Source organism: Viridibacterium curvum, assembly GCF_039544165.1.
Classification (GTDB): Bacteria; Pseudomonadota; Gammaproteobacteria; order Burkholderiales; family Rhodocyclaceae; genus Viridibacterium; species Viridibacterium curvum.
The window spans coordinates 99,742-112,778 of record NZ_BAABLD010000001.1 but is presented as its reverse complement, the minus strand read 5'-3'; the positions used below and the strand labels follow the sequence as shown (position 1 = coordinate 112,778).

Below are 13,037 nucleotides of genomic sequence, written 5' to 3'. Positions count from 1 at the left end.
CACCATTGTTCCGGCAATCAATTGGATTGATCGACCAGCGCTCACTAAAGTGCCTCCATCACCTCTGGAGAACGCGCATGAAACACCACCTGCAAGCCTGCATCGATCTGCTCCGGGAAGTCATGGCTTTCCAGGCCGGTCGCTACTGAACACCGCCAACCCCGCACCCACCACACCCCCATTCTCAGGAGTCAGTCATGTCCAGCGAAAACAAATGTCCCTTCCATCACGGTGGCGCCGCGACGGCCGCCACACAATCCAACCGTGACTGGTGGCCCAACCAGCTGAACCTCAGGATCCTGCATCAGCACACGTCCGAGTCCAGCCCCCTGCCCGCAGATTTTGATTACGCCGCCGCCTTCAGCAAGCTGGACCTCGCGGCGGTGAAAAAGGACCTCAAAGCACTCATGACGACGTCGCAGGACTGGTGGCCAGCCGACTGGGGCCACTACGGTGGCCTCATGATCCGCATGGCCTGGCACGCCGCCGGTACCTATCGCACGGCCGATGGCCGGGGTGGTGCGGGCACCGGCAACCAGCGCTTCGCGCCGCTCAACAGCTGGCCCGACAACGGCAACCTCGACAAGGCGCGTCGTCTGCTGTGGCCGATCAAGCAGAAATACGGCAACGCCCTCTCCTGGGCTGACCTCCTGATCCTCGCCGGTAACGTCGCGCTCGAATCCATGGGCTTCAAGACCTTCGGCTTCGGCGGCGGCCGTGAGGACATCTGGGCACCCGAGGAAGACATCTATTGGGGCGCAGAGAAAGCATGGCTCGCCACCAGTGACAAGCCCAACAGCCGCTACAGCGGCAATCGCGAACTCGAAAACCCGCTCGCTGCCGTGCAGATGGGCCTCATCTACGTCAATCCGGAAGGCCCGGACGGTAACCCCGACCCCGTCGCCTCTGGCCGCGATGTGCGCGAAACCTTCGCCCGCATGGCCATGAATGACGAAGAGACCGTCGCCCTCATCGCTGGCGGTCACACCTTCGGCAAGGCCCACGGCGCGGGCGACGCCAAGCTCGTCGGTCCCGAGCCCGAAGCGGCGCCACTTGAAGCAATGGGCTTCGGCTGGATCAACAAGTTCGGTTCGGGCCACGGCGTGCACACCACCACCAGCGGCATCGAAGGCGCGTGGAAACCCAACCCCACCAAGTGGGACAACGGTTACTTCGATATGCTTTTCGGGTACGAGTGGGAACTCACCAGGAGCCCCGCCGGTGCACACCAATGGGTCGCGAAGGACGTGAAGCCTGAACACATGATTCCCGACGCACACGATCCGTCGAAAAAGCATCCGCCGATGATGACGACGGCCGACCTCTCGCTGCGCATGGACCCGGCCTACGAAAAGATCGCGCGCCGCTTCCACCAGGACCCGGCCGCCTTCGCCGACGCCTTCGCGCGCGCCTGGTTCAAGCTGACCCACCGCGACATGGGCCCCAAGGTGCGTTACCTCGGCCCGGAGGTACCTGCCGAAGACCTCATCTGGCAAGACCCCGTACCCGCCGTCGATCACGCCCTCGTCGGCCCGGCTGATGTGGCCGCGCTCAAGGCCAAGGTGCTGGCCTCGGGCCTCAGCGTCGCCGAGCTCGTGTCGACTGCCTGGGCTTCTGCGTCCACTTTCCGTGGCTCGGACAAGCGCGGTGGCGCCAACGGCGCACGCATCCGCCTCGCGCCGCAGAAGGACTGGGCAGCCAACCAGCCCGCGCAGCTTGCCAAGGTGCTGGAAACGCTCGGCGCCATCCAGCGCGACTTCAACACCGCCCAAACGGGGGGCAAGAAGGTCTCGCTCGCCGACCTCATCGTGCTCGCTGGCAACGCCGCCGTTGAGCAAGCCGCCAAGGCAGGTGGCGTGAGCATCGAGGTGCCCTTCTCACCGGGCCGTACCGATGCCACCGCCGAGCAGACCGACGCTGCGTCCTTCGCCGTGCTCGAACCCATCGCTGACGGCTTCCGCAATTACCAGAAGGCACAGTACAGCGTGCCCGCCGAGAAGCTGCTGGTCGACAAGGCACAGCTGCTCACGCTCACGGCCCCCGAGATGACGGTGCTGGTCGGCGGTCTGCGCGCCATCGGCGCAACAGTCGACGGCAAGCATGGCGTCTTCACCCAGAAGCCCGGCACCCTCAGCACCGATTTCTTCCGCAACGTGCTCGACATCGCCACGGCCTGGACGCCGACCTCTGCCGACGCCCAGCTATTCGAAGGTCGCGACCGCAAGAGCGGCGCCGTGAAGTGGACGGCAACGCGTGTCGACCTCGTGTTCGGCTCCAACTCGCAGCTGCGTGCCCTTGCCGAGGCCTATGCGCAGGACGATGCGAAGGAACGCTTCGTGAAGGATTTCGTGGCCGCCTGGACAAAGGTCATGAACCTCGACCGCTTCGACCTGAAGTAACGCCCCCGCCCGCCACCGCCCACAAGGCAGCACGCGCAAAAGCAAACGGCGCACAGTCCAGAAGACTGTGCGCCGTTTTTTGTTCGAGGCGGCGAGCCCGACCCCCGGCACTTGCAGGGAGCGGTTATGGCTGCTTCCTTCCGGACCTGACCAGATTCCCACGCTGCAATGCGGGGAGACCCGCCGCTATGAATTGTAGCACGCAGCCCCTCTCTTCCCGCCGGGCTTCCAGCGAGGCCGCCACAGCGTGCGGTATTGCCCGAAAGTCGCGGGTGCCGCATTGCAGCATGCGGCTACCATCTTTGCATTGCGGCAAACAGAACAAAGGGGGAGGAACATGAAAAAGAATCTCGCACTGCTGGTGCTGTCTTGCGCCCTGTCCATCGGTACCACACAGGCCCAGGTTGTCATCGGTCAGTGCGCACCGCTGACTGGCTCGCTTGCCAAGACCGGTGAAGCCATGGCGCAGGGAGTCCGCATCGCTGTCGAGGCCGCCAACGCCGCTGGCGGTATCAACGGACAGAAAATCAAACTCGTACAAAAAGACGATGGCTACGACACGGCCAAGACCGTGAGCTGCACGCAGGAGCTCGTCGACAAGGAAAAGGCTGTGGCCCTGATCGGCTATGCCGGCACGGGCAACATCGCCGAACTGCTCAAGCGCAATGTACTGGGCAGCGCAGGCATTCCGCTCGTGGCGCCCTACACCGGCGGCGCAGCGCTGCGTGAGCCTTTCAATCCCTGGATCTTCCACATTCGCGCCGGTTACGACGACGAAACCCGCACCATGGTTGATCAGTTCGTCAGCACGGGCGTCAAGCGCATCGCCGTCTTCTACCAGAACGATGCTTTCGGTCAGTCCGGCCTCGCGGGCGTTGAAAAAGCACTCGCCCCACATGACATCAAGCTTGTCAGCCGCGGCAGCTACGAGAAGAACACGGAAGACGTGGGCAAAGCCGTCGACGACATCCTCAAGGGCAATCCGCAAGCCGTCATCATGATTGCCATCACACGCCCCGCAGCGCTGTTCGTCAAACAGATGATCGAACGCTCGCCGGGCTTGCAGGTGTTCGCCATCTCGGTCGTCAGTGGTGAAGACATCTACCGCATTGCCGGTGAGTCTGCGGCACGTGGAGTGGGCATTACGCAAGTCATGCCCTCACCTTTCTCGGGCACGCAGAAAGTCGTGCGCGAATACCAGGACGCGCTGAAAACACACGCCCCGGGCCAGCCCCCGTCGTACGCCAGCTTCGAGGAATACATCGGCGCACGCGTGCTCATCTCTGCGCTGAAGAGAGCCGGCGGCGCTGCTACGCGCGCTTCGCTGATCAAGGCGTTGGAAAGCACCACGGCCGACATCAGCGGCTTCAAGGTCGCCTTCGGCCCGCAACAACGCGCGGGGTCGAAGTTCGTCGATGTGACGATGATCGGCGCAGGTGGCAAGCACCTGCGCTGAGCGCACTGCGGCTCAGTTGTCCTTCATGCCCAGCCGCTCCATGCGGTAACGCAGCGAGCGGAAGGTCACGCCCAGCAGTTGCGCAGCGCGGGTGCGGTTGCCCTCGGTCTTGTTGAGGGCCTCCTGGATGGCGAGCTTTTCGAGATGGTCGAGGTGGTCCTGCAGGTTGCCACCCGCCACGGCCAGTTCGCCCGACACCGGCGTCGGTACGCTGCCCGGCTCGGGGTCGAGGCGCAGATCGGCGGCGTCAATATCCTCGCCCAGTGACAAGGCCAGCGCACGCTCCAGGATGTTCTCCAGCTCGCGCACGTTGCCGGGAAATGCGTAGTTACGCAGCGTGGCCATCGCTGCCTGAGTGAGCTGCGGGGTCGACATGCCTGCCTCACCAGCCAGTCGCCCGAGAATGCCCTGGGCCAGCTCGGGAATGTCCTCACGCCGTTCGCGCAGCGCAGGCATGTGCAGCTCGATGACGTTGAGCCGGTAGAACAAGTCCTGACGGAACCGCCCGTTGTCGACAAGCTCCTTGAGGTTCTGGTGGGTCGCCGAAATGATGCGTACATCGACGGCCTGCTCCTGCGTATCACCCACACGACGCACACGACGCTCCTGGATCACACGCAGCAGCTTGACCTGCATGGCCAGCGGAAGGTCGGCCACTTCGTCGAGGAACAAGGTACCGCCATTGGCAGCATGGAAGAAACCGTCCCGATCACTCTCCGCGCCCGTGAAAGCGCCCTTGCGGTAGCCGAAGAATTCGGACTCCATGAGGTTCTCGGGAATCGCACCGCAGTTGACGGCTACGAAAGGCAAGGCGGAACGCGGGCCCAGCGTGTGGATCATGCGCGCCGCGCGTTCCTTGCCGCTGCCGGACTCGCCTGACACATAAACCGGCGCCTGACTGCGTGCGAGACGCTCAACCATGCCGCGCACCTGATCCATCGCCGCCGAACTACCGGTGAACTGGAAGCCACCGTCCTTCGGTGCGTCGGCCGACTTGGGCGATGACACATCGAGCGCCGACTTCACCAGCGCGCGCAGCTGTTCAAGCGACACCGGCTTGGAGAGGTAGTCGAAAGCACCGGCCTTGAGCGCGGCCACCGCGTTGTCCATGCTGCCATGCGCCGTGATGACGGCAACCGGCAGATCGACACAGTGCGCAGCGACGTGCTTCACGACCTCCAGGCCTTCACCGTCGGGCAGTCGCATGTCGGTCAGGCACAGGCGGTACTGGCGGCTGGATAGTTTCTCTTTCGCCTCGCCCACGGTGGCGGCGCTGTCGGCGCCCAGCCCCATGCGTAGCAGGGAGAGTTCCAGCAATTCACGGATATCGGATTCGTCATCGACGATGAGGACGTCAGCGTCCCGCTGACGGCTGCGACGCTCTTGGGCAACGCTCATTCTTCACTCCTGGCAATCAGGTGGAATTCGGCCCCCGCGGCGGAGTCCACCAGAGAGAGGCTCGCGGCATTGGCCACGGCCAGCTCACGAGCCACATACAAGCCCAACCCGGTGCCCTTGGGATCCGTGGTGTGGAAAGGTTCGAACACCTGTTCGCGCTGACTTTCCTGAATCCCCGGTCCGTCATCGCGGATGGCAATCAACACGACGCCCTCGGCGAGCGGCGCAATGCGGATCTCGACCGAACCGGGCTCCTGGCGACAATACCGCAAGGCGTTGCCTAGCAGGTTGCCGAGAATCTGCGTCAGATGCACGCGGTCGAAATGTATGCGTGGTTGTTCACTGCTCTGTACGACCACGCAGCGACGCGCAGACTCGGTGTGCATCGCGAACTCCTCGACGCAGTTATGCACGAACAGGGTCGCGTCCAGCAGCTCCGGCGTCGTGCGGTCCCGCCGCCCCAGCTCCAGCACGTCGCGCACGATGCGGTCGATTCGCCCTGCGTTGTCGAGCACGATGCGTGACAGGCGCTGCTGCATGGCGGCGCGTTTCTCGTCCACCAACAGTTCGGCAGCCTGCGAGACGGACGCCAAGGGGTTGCGGATCTCGTGTGCGATGTTGGCCGTCAGCCGTCCCAGTGCGGCCAGCTTGAGCTGACGCGCCTGGGCTTCGATACGGTCGGTATCTTCGAGGTAGAGCACGGTATCGCCGCCCTCTTCCACCTCCACTTCCACCTTGCGCAGGCTCACGAGCTTGCCGGTCTGCTCGAAACGCACCGAGTGCTGACCGGCTCGCAGGGCTGCGCCCAGTGCCGGTACGCGCAGATCCAGCGGCTCGCCTTCCACCAGCTCGACGCCCACCAGGTCCACCGCACGCGGGTTGCTCTGGCGCACACAGTTATCGATGTCGAGCACGATCACGCCGTCCTGCATGTCTTCGATGATGCGATGGTTCACGCGCATCTGCCGCTGCAAGGCTTGACCGCGCTGCTGCGCCAGCAACTCGTTCTCGATGGCACGGCGTGCCAGCAGCCGCGCCACCAGTGCCACGGCGAAGTAGCCCAGGCAGATGATGCCGGTGCGCGCCATGTCGTCTGCGTTCACGCCGAACAGCACGACCTGGAGCCCCTGCTCGGTCAGCACGGCAATGGTCGTCATCGCCGCAAAACCCAGCACCAGCCGCCCTTCGGCGACCAGCGCGGCACCTGCCAGCGTGCTCATCAGCAGGTAAGGCACAGTGCCACGCTGCGAGCCGCTGATGAACATGATGCCGGTCAGCACGACGACGTCCAGCGCTACCTGCCAGGTCAGCAGAAACTTGAGCTGGGTGCCGGAACGCGGGGTGAGGACGGCGAAGGCAATCGCCGCAAACCAGTAAGCGATGGCCACCACAGCATAGGCCTGGGGTGCCGACGAGCCGATGCTGAAGACGCTGCCGAAGATCGCCAGCAAACTGGCGATGACGACACGGTAGAAATTGAAGTAACGCAGCGAGACGCTGCGAGTCGTATCGCCTTCGAGACGCGACAGACTGAGGGTCATCCGGCGCGCGGCCCCAGGTCCGCGTGTTCAGTCGAGCAAAAAAACCCGGCGCCGCGAATCACTCCCTCGCTGGCCGGTACCAGGACTCCGCACTGCGCACAGGGCAGCACCTGCTCGGCATCACGCGCGGCCTCCGGCTGGGCGGCAGGTTTGTCCGCTGCGTCGTCGGCGCGGCTCAACGCGCGGCGGACGAGGTAGACAGCGACAAGCAGAAGGAGGAACAGGAAAAGATTACGCATGCGCAGCTCGATAGCGGTGGAGGCAAGACTTTACTTCGATTGGAGCAATCTGGGCACGGCAAGGCTGCCGGGCTGATTGAAGGACTGGCGGCCGAAGTCGCGCACCTCGGCCTCACCCACCACGGTGTACGCCAGCGTGCCGTCCGCCTGCATCGCTTGACGCATGAACTGCAGCAGTTCGAGTGTGCGGAATCGCGTGTCGAGCTCGACGCGCGTCTCAGCTTGTGCCGCGATCGTCACGGGCTCCACGCGCTGACCACTGCCAACCTTCTCACCTGCCACCAGCACGTCGAAACGCACCGAGTCCACAATGATTTCGCGCGCATTGGGATTAGTGATGCGCAGGGTCAGCTGAACGCGCGTGTCCTGCAGATTGCCGCCCGCGACGCGGGCACTCTCCAGCGCGATCTTCGGCTTCTGCCAGCGCAGGCTGGCACAACCTGCCATGGTAATCACCAGCACCGCACAAAGAATTGGCTGGAACCAACGTTTGAAGCGACCCGATACGGCGTGCAACAAGATAAAGTGCCTCCTGCAGAATATTTGTCTTCACCTCAAGGCCCGGAACAGGGCACACAGAGATCATCGCAGCATGAAGTACGACCGGATCATCAAGGAAATCGGACGCGGCGCCAAGGGCGCACGCTCACTCCCGCAAGACGAAGCCGAGGCATTGTTTGCCGACATCCTGGACGGCGTCGTGCCTGACATGGAGCTGGGCGCCATCCTGCTGTCGATGCGGGTGAAAGGTGAAGACCCAGGCGAACTGCGCGGTTTCCTCAGCGCACTGAATGCACGCTGTCGTCAGATCATCGTCCCGGCCGGTCCACGCTGCGTGGTGCTGCCGACCTACAACGGCGCACGCAAGCAGGCCAACCTTGCGCCTCTGGTGGCGCTGCTGCTGGCTCGCGAGGGCGTACCGGTACTGCTGCAGGGCAGGCACGATTTCGAGTCACGCGTGAGCCCCTTCGAACTGCTCGCTGCACTCGATCTGCCTGCTGCGGCAACACTCGGTGAGGCAGCACAACAACTGCAGACACGCCGCATCGCCAGCCTGCCCGTCGATGTGCTGTGTCCGGGTCTCGACCGCCTGCTGGCTCTGCGACCGCGCCTGGGAGTCCGCAACAGCGGCCATACCGTGGCCAAGCTGCTCGATCCCGCCCCGGGCCGCAGTGTGCGTGTCGTCGCCGTTACCCACCCCGAGTACCTGCAGACGATGGAAACCCTGCTGCAGGCTGAACAAGCTACCGGCATGCTGATGCGCGGCACCGAAGGTGAAGCGTACGCGGCACCGCGCCGTCGCCCGCGCATGCTGGGATTCGTGCGCGGCGAAATGCGCGAAATGTGCGAACAGGAAAGCCTCGAAGCCGAAGCAATCGCCGAAGACGCCTGCAGCATTGCCAACAACGTCGCAACGATTCGCGCCATGCTCGACGGTACGCAGCCCGTGCCGCAACCGATACGCGATCAGGTCAGCGCGCTCGTGGAACTGGCGTGCGCCTGATCATCAGCGCAGGCTGCCCCGGGCTCAGTCAGTTGAGTGGCCCGAAGTGGCCTGATAGGCCGCCACGCCGGCGTAGATTTCCTGCTTGGCGGCGTCCGGGCCTTCCCAGCCCAGCAGCTTGACCCACTTGCCCTTCTCCAGATCCTTGTAGTGCTGGAAGAAGTGCTCGATCTGACGGATCAGCAGCGGCGGCAGATCGGTGTAGGTATTCACGTTCTCGTAGAGCGGTGAAATCTTGGCCACGGGCACGGCCAGCACCTTGGAGTCCACGCCGGCTTCGTCTTCCATGTGCAGCACACCCACCGGCCGGCAGCGGATCACCACGCCCGGAATCAGCGCGAATGGCGCCTCGACGAGCACATCCACAGGGTCACCGTCGCCAGAGATCGTGCCCGGCACGTAACCGTAATTGCAAGGGTAGTACATGGTCGTGCCCATGAAGCGATCGACGAACACCGCACCACTGTCCTTGTCGATCTCGTACTTGATGGGGTCGGCGCGAGCCGGGATCTCGACGACCACATGGATGTCATTGGGCACGTCGACGCCGGGCGTCACATATTTGAAGCTCATGGGTTCTCTCTGCTTATCTGGAAGTCCGGGCAGATTATATCGGCCCGGTCCTTACGACAGGCTTGCGGAAAACCGATAGCCCATCTGGCCCGATCCGCCCATCACCCGCAATCAGGCGGCCTCGAAGCCCGCCTCTTGCACGGCGCGCGCCAGTTCGGCCTTGCCGCTACGCGCCTCATCATGCTGCACGGTGGCCGACGCCAGTTCCAGCGAAACCTCGACCCGCGTCACACCGGGCAAGGCCGTCAGCACACGCTCCACCGAGCGCACGCAGCCCCCGCAAGTCATGCCTTTCACGGCCAGTTTCGTCTCGATCATGATCACACCTCGCAAATGATGCCCTGCCACAGCCGGCCACCCAGATCCGGCGCACGCCACAAGCCGAGCAGGCCAAAGGCAATGATCAGCGAACCGGCGAGCCAGCGCACAGACTGCCGCCGCAACACCTCGCGGAAACGCGCCAGCGCGAGCCCGGCCAACAGCAGGTTGGGCAGAGTGCCCAGCGCGAAGCAGCCCATCAGCAAGGCCCCCTGCGTCGCCGAGCCGCTCAGCAAGGCCGTCGACAGCACGCTGTAAATCAGCCCACATGGAATGAGCCCCCACAGCATACCCAGCGGCAGGGCCTGCTGCCAGCTGCGTGCCGGCAGGTACCGCGCTGCCAGCGGCTGGATTCTCCGCCATAGCTTGCCGCCGATGTGTTCCAGCGGAGCCAGCAAAGCGGTCACGCCCAGCAGATAGGCGCCAAGCGCCAGCAAAAGCAGGTTGGCCAGCACGTACAGGGCAAGCTGCACCGGCAACACATGGTTGAACAGCAAAGTGGCCGAGCCCAGCGCACCGAACACCGCACCCAGCAAGATGTACGTCAGCATGCGCCCACCGTTGTATGCCAGATGCAAACGCCAGTCCGGACGTGCACGAAGCCGCGTACCCGGCTGGATGACCGGGCCACTGAGCGCCGTGACGATGCCGCCGCACATGCCGACGCAGTGCGTGCCACCCAGCAGGCCAATCAGGAATACAGCCAGCAACCCGGCGTCCGGCATGTCAGGCCCCGCGTATCAAAACGCCGATCTTAGCGCCGACAAGGCTCAGATAACTTTCGAATAGCGCGGCTGGGCGCTGTCGCGCCGCAGGTAGTTGTCGAACACCATGGCCACTACGCGTACCAGCATGCGCCCGGCTTCCGTCACGCTCAGCCAGTCGCCATCGAGACGTACCAGTCCCGCATCTTCAAGCGGCCGCAAAGCCGCAATCTCATACGCGAATGTTTCACGGAAGTTGATGCCAAAAGCTTGCTCTATCGCCTCCAGCGACAATTCGAAGTGACACATCAGCGACTGGATGATGGCGTGGCGCATCATGTCATCACTACTCATCACCCACCCGCGCATCACTGGCAGATCGCCACGGTCGATTGCTGCGTAGTACTGGGCAAGATCCTTCTCGTTCTGGCTGTAGGCGCCGCCGACACTGCTGATGGCAGAAACACCAAACGCCAGCAGATCACACTCGGCATGCGTGGAATAGCCCTGAAAGTTGCGGTGCAGGCTGCCACGCCGCTGGGCGACCGCCAGTTCGTCGTCGGGGCGGGCAAAGTGATCCATGCCGATATAGACGTAACCCGCCTCGCCCAGCTTCTCGATGGCCAGCGCGAGCAAGGCCAGCTTTTCCTCCGGCGCCGGGAGCTGCCCGGCATCAATACGCCGCTGCGGCATGAACCGCGCGGGCAAATGGGCATAGCTGTACAGCGCCAGGCGATCCGGCTGCATCTCCAGCACTGAATCGAGCGTATTGGCGAAACGTGACACATCCTGCAAGGGCAAACCGTAGATCAGGTCCATGCTCACCGAGCGGAAACCGTTGGTGCGCGCCGAATCAACCACACTACGCGTCTCTGCGATGCTCTGTACCCGGTTGACTGCCATCTGCACCAGCGGATCGAAGTCCTGTACACCGATGCTCATGCGGTTGAAGCCTTCATCTGCCAGCAGGGCGACCTTGTCGTTGCTGACCTTGCGCGGATCAATCTCGATCGAGTACTCGCCATCCCGCTTGAGCTGGAAGTGCTCGCGGATGGCACGCATCAGACGCACGATCTCGCGACCATCGAGAAAAGTCGGCGTGCCGCCGCCCCAATGCATTTGCGAAACCTGGCGCGAACCGGACAGGAAGGCCGTCTGCATCGACATTTCGCGATCAAGATACGAAATGTAGCGGTCCGCAAGCGAGCGGTCTTTCGTGACGATCTTGTTGCAGCCGCAGTAGTAGCAGACGGTATTGCAGAACGGGATATGGAAATACAGGGACAGCCCTCGCTCGATGCCGCCCAGAACGCCGTCGCTGGCGCGACGGGCCAGATGCTGCTCCAGCGCGGTCGAGTCGAAAACATCGACAAACCTGTCTGCAGTCGGGAATGAGGTATAACGAGGACCCGGCAGGTCGTAGCGCCGGATCAGGTCGGGGTTGAAACTAATATTCTTCGGCATGCTGCGGCCTCTGTTACGATCATCTGTATCGGACCTTTGCAGAGTTTCCAGTCTGAAACTTTGATGACGATCAAGAGACTTGATAGCTATTGCCAATAAGCTCCTGATCAGCAACGCAGGAAAGCAAAATGGATCAGCAAATCATCCCCATCACCGCGAACAACATGCGTACCGCATGTTCCCAGTGCAACCTGCGTGAGCTCTGCCTCGCCGTCGGACTCGAAGACGACGACCTGCACAAGCTCGACAGCCTGGTGGCACGCCGCAAGATCAAGCGTGGCCAACCGCTCTACCGCGCAGGCGATCCCTTCAACGCGCTCTACGCCATCAAGATCGGCTTTTTCAAGACCGACATCCTCACCGAGGAAGGTCTCGAACAGGTCACCGGCTTCCAGATGGCGGGCGAGATCCTCGGTCTGGATGGCATCAGCAACGACACCCACGTCTGCAACGCCACCGCGCTGGAAGACAGTGAAGTCTGCGTCATGCCCTATGACCAGCTTGAGGTGCTTTCACACGAGATCCGCTCGCTGCAACGCGAGTTCCACAAGTTCATGAGCCGCGAGATCGTGCGCGACCAGAGCCTCATGATCCTGCTCGGTTCGATGCGCGCCGAAGAACGCATCGCCGCTTTCCTGATCAACCTGTCGCAGCGCATGAAGCTGCGCGGCTACTCCTCGTCCGAATTCCACCTGCGCATGACGCGCGAGGAAATCGGCTCCTACCTCGGTCTCAAGCTCGAAACGGTCAGCCGCGCCTTCTCGCGCTTCCACGACGAAGGGCTGATCGGCGTGCAGCAGAAGCACATCCGCATCCTGGATGGCGACGGTCTGCGCAAACTGCTGGACCACAATAACTGCTGACCCCCGCCCCGGGTTTTACCTGCATCAAACATGCCCGCCGCCATGCGGGCAGGATGCCTTGCCGGGGTCTAGCATGAACCATGGGTTCCCTCATGGTTTCATGCAGGAGGTAAGCATCATGTACAAACACCTGCTCGTACCGGTCGATGGCTCACCCCTGTCGGCCCACGCAGCCAGCAAGGCCGTTGCCTTTGCTCAATCACTCGCGGCACGCATCACGTTTCTGCATGTGCAGCCGGACTATCCGCTGCCCATCGTTGGTGAAGGCGCCCTCATTGCGCCGGAAAGCCGCGACGATTTCCAGCGCGACACCCGTGAAATGGCCGAAACCATTCTCGGCAAGGTACGCGCCGAAGCTGTCGCCGCTGGCCTGATCGCCGAGACGCACACCGACATCAGCGACACGCCCTGGCAAATGATCATCGACACGGCCTCCAAGGCCGGCTGCGACCTGATTTTCATGGCTTCGCATGGCCGGCGTGGGCTAGCTGGCCTGCTGATCGGATCCGAGACACACAAGGTGCTGACCCACACCACCATCCCGGTACTGGTGTACCGCGAAGCCTGAATGAGTGCCG

Annotated in this window: 13 protein-coding genes and 1 other RNA gene; 5 read left to right on the top strand and 9 right to left on the bottom strand. The window is 63.1% G+C overall.

The genetic code is table 11. The features are described 5' to 3' along the window. Positions 1-197 precede the first annotated feature (197 nt). Positions 198-2,399 (top strand): catalase/peroxidase HPI, encoded by a 2,202-nt coding sequence (gene katG / locus ABEA02_RS00565; RefSeq protein ID WP_345530867.1) that lies wholly within the window; start codon positions 198-200, stop codon positions 2,397-2,399. An 87-nt stretch (positions 2,400-2,486) separates the two neighbouring features. On the opposite strand, the gene ffs is transcribed toward katG, so the two are convergent. Continuing rightward, an RNA gene (gene ffs, locus ABEA02_RS00560) (signal recognition particle sRNA small type) lies at positions 2,487-2,584 on the bottom strand. A 152-nt stretch (positions 2,585-2,736) separates the two neighbouring features. Here ffs and ABEA02_RS00555 point away from each other — a divergent pair. Continuing rightward, the gene (locus ABEA02_RS00555) at positions 2,737-3,855 is read left to right on the top strand and encodes an ABC transporter substrate-binding protein (RefSeq protein ID WP_345530866.1); all 1,119 of its coding nucleotides are present in this window, start codon (positions 2,737-2,739) and stop codon (positions 3,853-3,855) included. A gap of 12 nt (positions 3,856-3,867) precedes the next feature. Here the strand turns inward: ABEA02_RS00555 and ABEA02_RS00550 are convergent, their stop codons facing one another. The 4 genes from ABEA02_RS00550 to ABEA02_RS00535 are packed head-to-tail and all read right to left on the bottom strand — an operon-like array spanning position 3,868 to position 7,480. Beyond that, complete coding sequence (locus ABEA02_RS00550) at positions 3,868-5,253, bottom strand: sigma-54-dependent transcriptional regulator (RefSeq protein ID WP_345530865.1); 1,386 nt, start codon at positions 5,251-5,253, stop codon at positions 3,868-3,870. Next, positions 5,250-6,794 carry a two-component system sensor histidine kinase NtrB gene (locus tag ABEA02_RS00545; RefSeq protein WP_345530863.1) on the bottom strand — a complete coding sequence of 515 codons (1,545 nt, stop codon included), beginning with the start codon at positions 6,792-6,794 and terminating at the stop codon, positions 5,250-5,252. The genes ABEA02_RS00550 and ABEA02_RS00545 overlap by 4 nt, the downstream gene beginning before the upstream one ends. Then, the gene (locus tag ABEA02_RS00540; protein WP_345530862.1) at positions 6,791-7,033 is read right to left on the bottom strand and encodes a PP0621 family protein; all 243 of its coding nucleotides are present in this window, start codon (positions 7,031-7,033) and stop codon (positions 6,791-6,793) included. The genes ABEA02_RS00545 and ABEA02_RS00540 overlap by 4 nt, the downstream gene beginning before the upstream one ends. A 30-nt stretch (positions 7,034-7,063) precedes the next feature. Continuing rightward, a complete protein-coding gene (locus tag ABEA02_RS00535; RefSeq protein WP_345530861.1) occupies positions 7,064-7,480 on the bottom strand; it encodes an LEA/WHy family protein in 417 nt (138 codons plus the stop codon). A gap of 145 nt (positions 7,481-7,625) precedes the next feature. Between ABEA02_RS00535 and ybiB the strand changes: the two genes are divergently transcribed. Further along, positions 7,626-8,537 carry a DNA-binding protein YbiB gene (gene ybiB, locus ABEA02_RS00530; RefSeq protein ID WP_345530860.1) on the top strand — a complete coding sequence of 304 codons (912 nt, stop codon included), beginning with the start codon at positions 7,626-7,628 and terminating at the stop codon, positions 8,535-8,537. 24 nt (positions 8,538-8,561) lie between these two features. On the opposite strand, the gene ppa is transcribed toward ybiB, so the two are convergent. The 4 genes from ppa to hemN form a co-directional block, all read right to left on the bottom strand. Further along, complete coding sequence (gene ppa / locus ABEA02_RS00525) at positions 8,562-9,110, bottom strand: inorganic diphosphatase (RefSeq protein ID WP_345530859.1); 549 nt, start codon at positions 9,108-9,110, stop codon at positions 8,562-8,564. A 111-nt stretch (positions 9,111-9,221) separates the two neighbouring features. Next, entirely contained in the window at positions 9,222-9,428 is a 207-nt protein-coding gene (locus ABEA02_RS00520) for a heavy-metal-associated domain-containing protein (protein ID WP_345530858.1), read from the bottom strand. A gap of 2 nt (positions 9,429-9,430) precedes the next feature. Continuing rightward, positions 9,431-10,153, bottom strand: a complete 723-nt coding sequence (locus ABEA02_RS00515) for a sulfite exporter TauE/SafE family protein (protein WP_345530857.1) — start codon at positions 10,151-10,153, stop codon at positions 9,431-9,433. A 45-nt stretch (positions 10,154-10,198) separates the two neighbouring features. Next, on the bottom strand, positions 10,199-11,596 hold the full coding sequence (gene hemN / locus ABEA02_RS00510; RefSeq protein WP_345530856.1) for an oxygen-independent coproporphyrinogen III oxidase: 1,398 nt from the start codon (positions 11,594-11,596) through the stop codon (positions 10,199-10,201). Between the two features lie 128 nt (positions 11,597-11,724). Here hemN and fnr point away from each other — a divergent pair, with 128 nt between their 5' ends. After that, positions 11,725-12,459: a fumarate/nitrate reduction transcriptional regulator Fnr gene (gene fnr / locus ABEA02_RS00505; protein ID WP_345530855.1), complete on the top strand. Its 735-nt coding sequence runs from the start codon at positions 11,725-11,727 to the stop codon at positions 12,457-12,459. Between the two features lie 118 nt (positions 12,460-12,577). Continuing rightward, positions 12,578-13,027, top strand: a complete 450-nt coding sequence (locus tag ABEA02_RS00500; protein WP_345530854.1) for a universal stress protein — start codon at positions 12,578-12,580, stop codon at positions 13,025-13,027. Positions 13,028-13,037 lie beyond the last annotated feature (10 nt).

Bases quoted from the DNA above. Each gene is read 5' to 3' on its own strand.
- katG (WP_345530867.1), top strand. From the start codon at position 198: ATGTCCAGCGAAAACAAATGTCCCTTCCATCACGGTGGCGCCGCGACG.
- ABEA02_RS00555 (WP_345530866.1), top strand. From the start codon at position 2,737: ATGAAAAAGAATCTCGCACTGCTGGTGCTGTCTTGCGCCCTGTCCATC.
- ABEA02_RS00550 (WP_345530865.1), bottom strand. From the start codon at position 5,253: ATGAGCGTTGCCCAAGAGCGTCGCAGCCGTCAGCGGGACGCTGACGTC.
- ABEA02_RS00545 (WP_345530863.1), bottom strand. From the start codon at position 6,794: ATGACCCTCAGTCTGTCGCGTCTCGAAGGCGATACGACTCGCAGCGTC.
- ABEA02_RS00540 (WP_345530862.1), bottom strand. From the start codon at position 7,033: ATGCGTAATCTTTTCCTGTTCCTCCTTCTGCTTGTCGCTGTCTACCTC.
- ABEA02_RS00535 (WP_345530861.1), bottom strand. From the start codon at position 7,480: ATGGCAGGTTGTGCCAGCCTGCGCTGGCAGAAGCCGAAGATCGCGCTG.
- ybiB (WP_345530860.1), top strand. From the start codon at position 7,626: ATGAAGTACGACCGGATCATCAAGGAAATCGGACGCGGCGCCAAGGGC.
- ppa (WP_345530859.1), bottom strand. From the start codon at position 9,110: ATGAGCTTCAAATATGTGACGCCCGGCGTCGACGTGCCCAATGACATC.
- ABEA02_RS00520 (WP_345530858.1), bottom strand. From the start codon at position 9,428: ATGATCGAGACGAAACTGGCCGTGAAAGGCATGACTTGCGGGGGCTGC.
- ABEA02_RS00515 (WP_345530857.1), bottom strand. From the start codon at position 10,153: ATGCCGGACGCCGGGTTGCTGGCTGTATTCCTGATTGGCCTGCTGGGT.
- hemN (WP_345530856.1), bottom strand. From the start codon at position 11,596: ATGCCGAAGAATATTAGTTTCAACCCCGACCTGATCCGGCGCTACGAC.
- fnr (WP_345530855.1), top strand. From the start codon at position 11,725: ATGGATCAGCAAATCATCCCCATCACCGCGAACAACATGCGTACCGCA.
- ABEA02_RS00500 (WP_345530854.1), top strand. From the start codon at position 12,578: ATGTACAAACACCTGCTCGTACCGGTCGATGGCTCACCCCTGTCGGCC.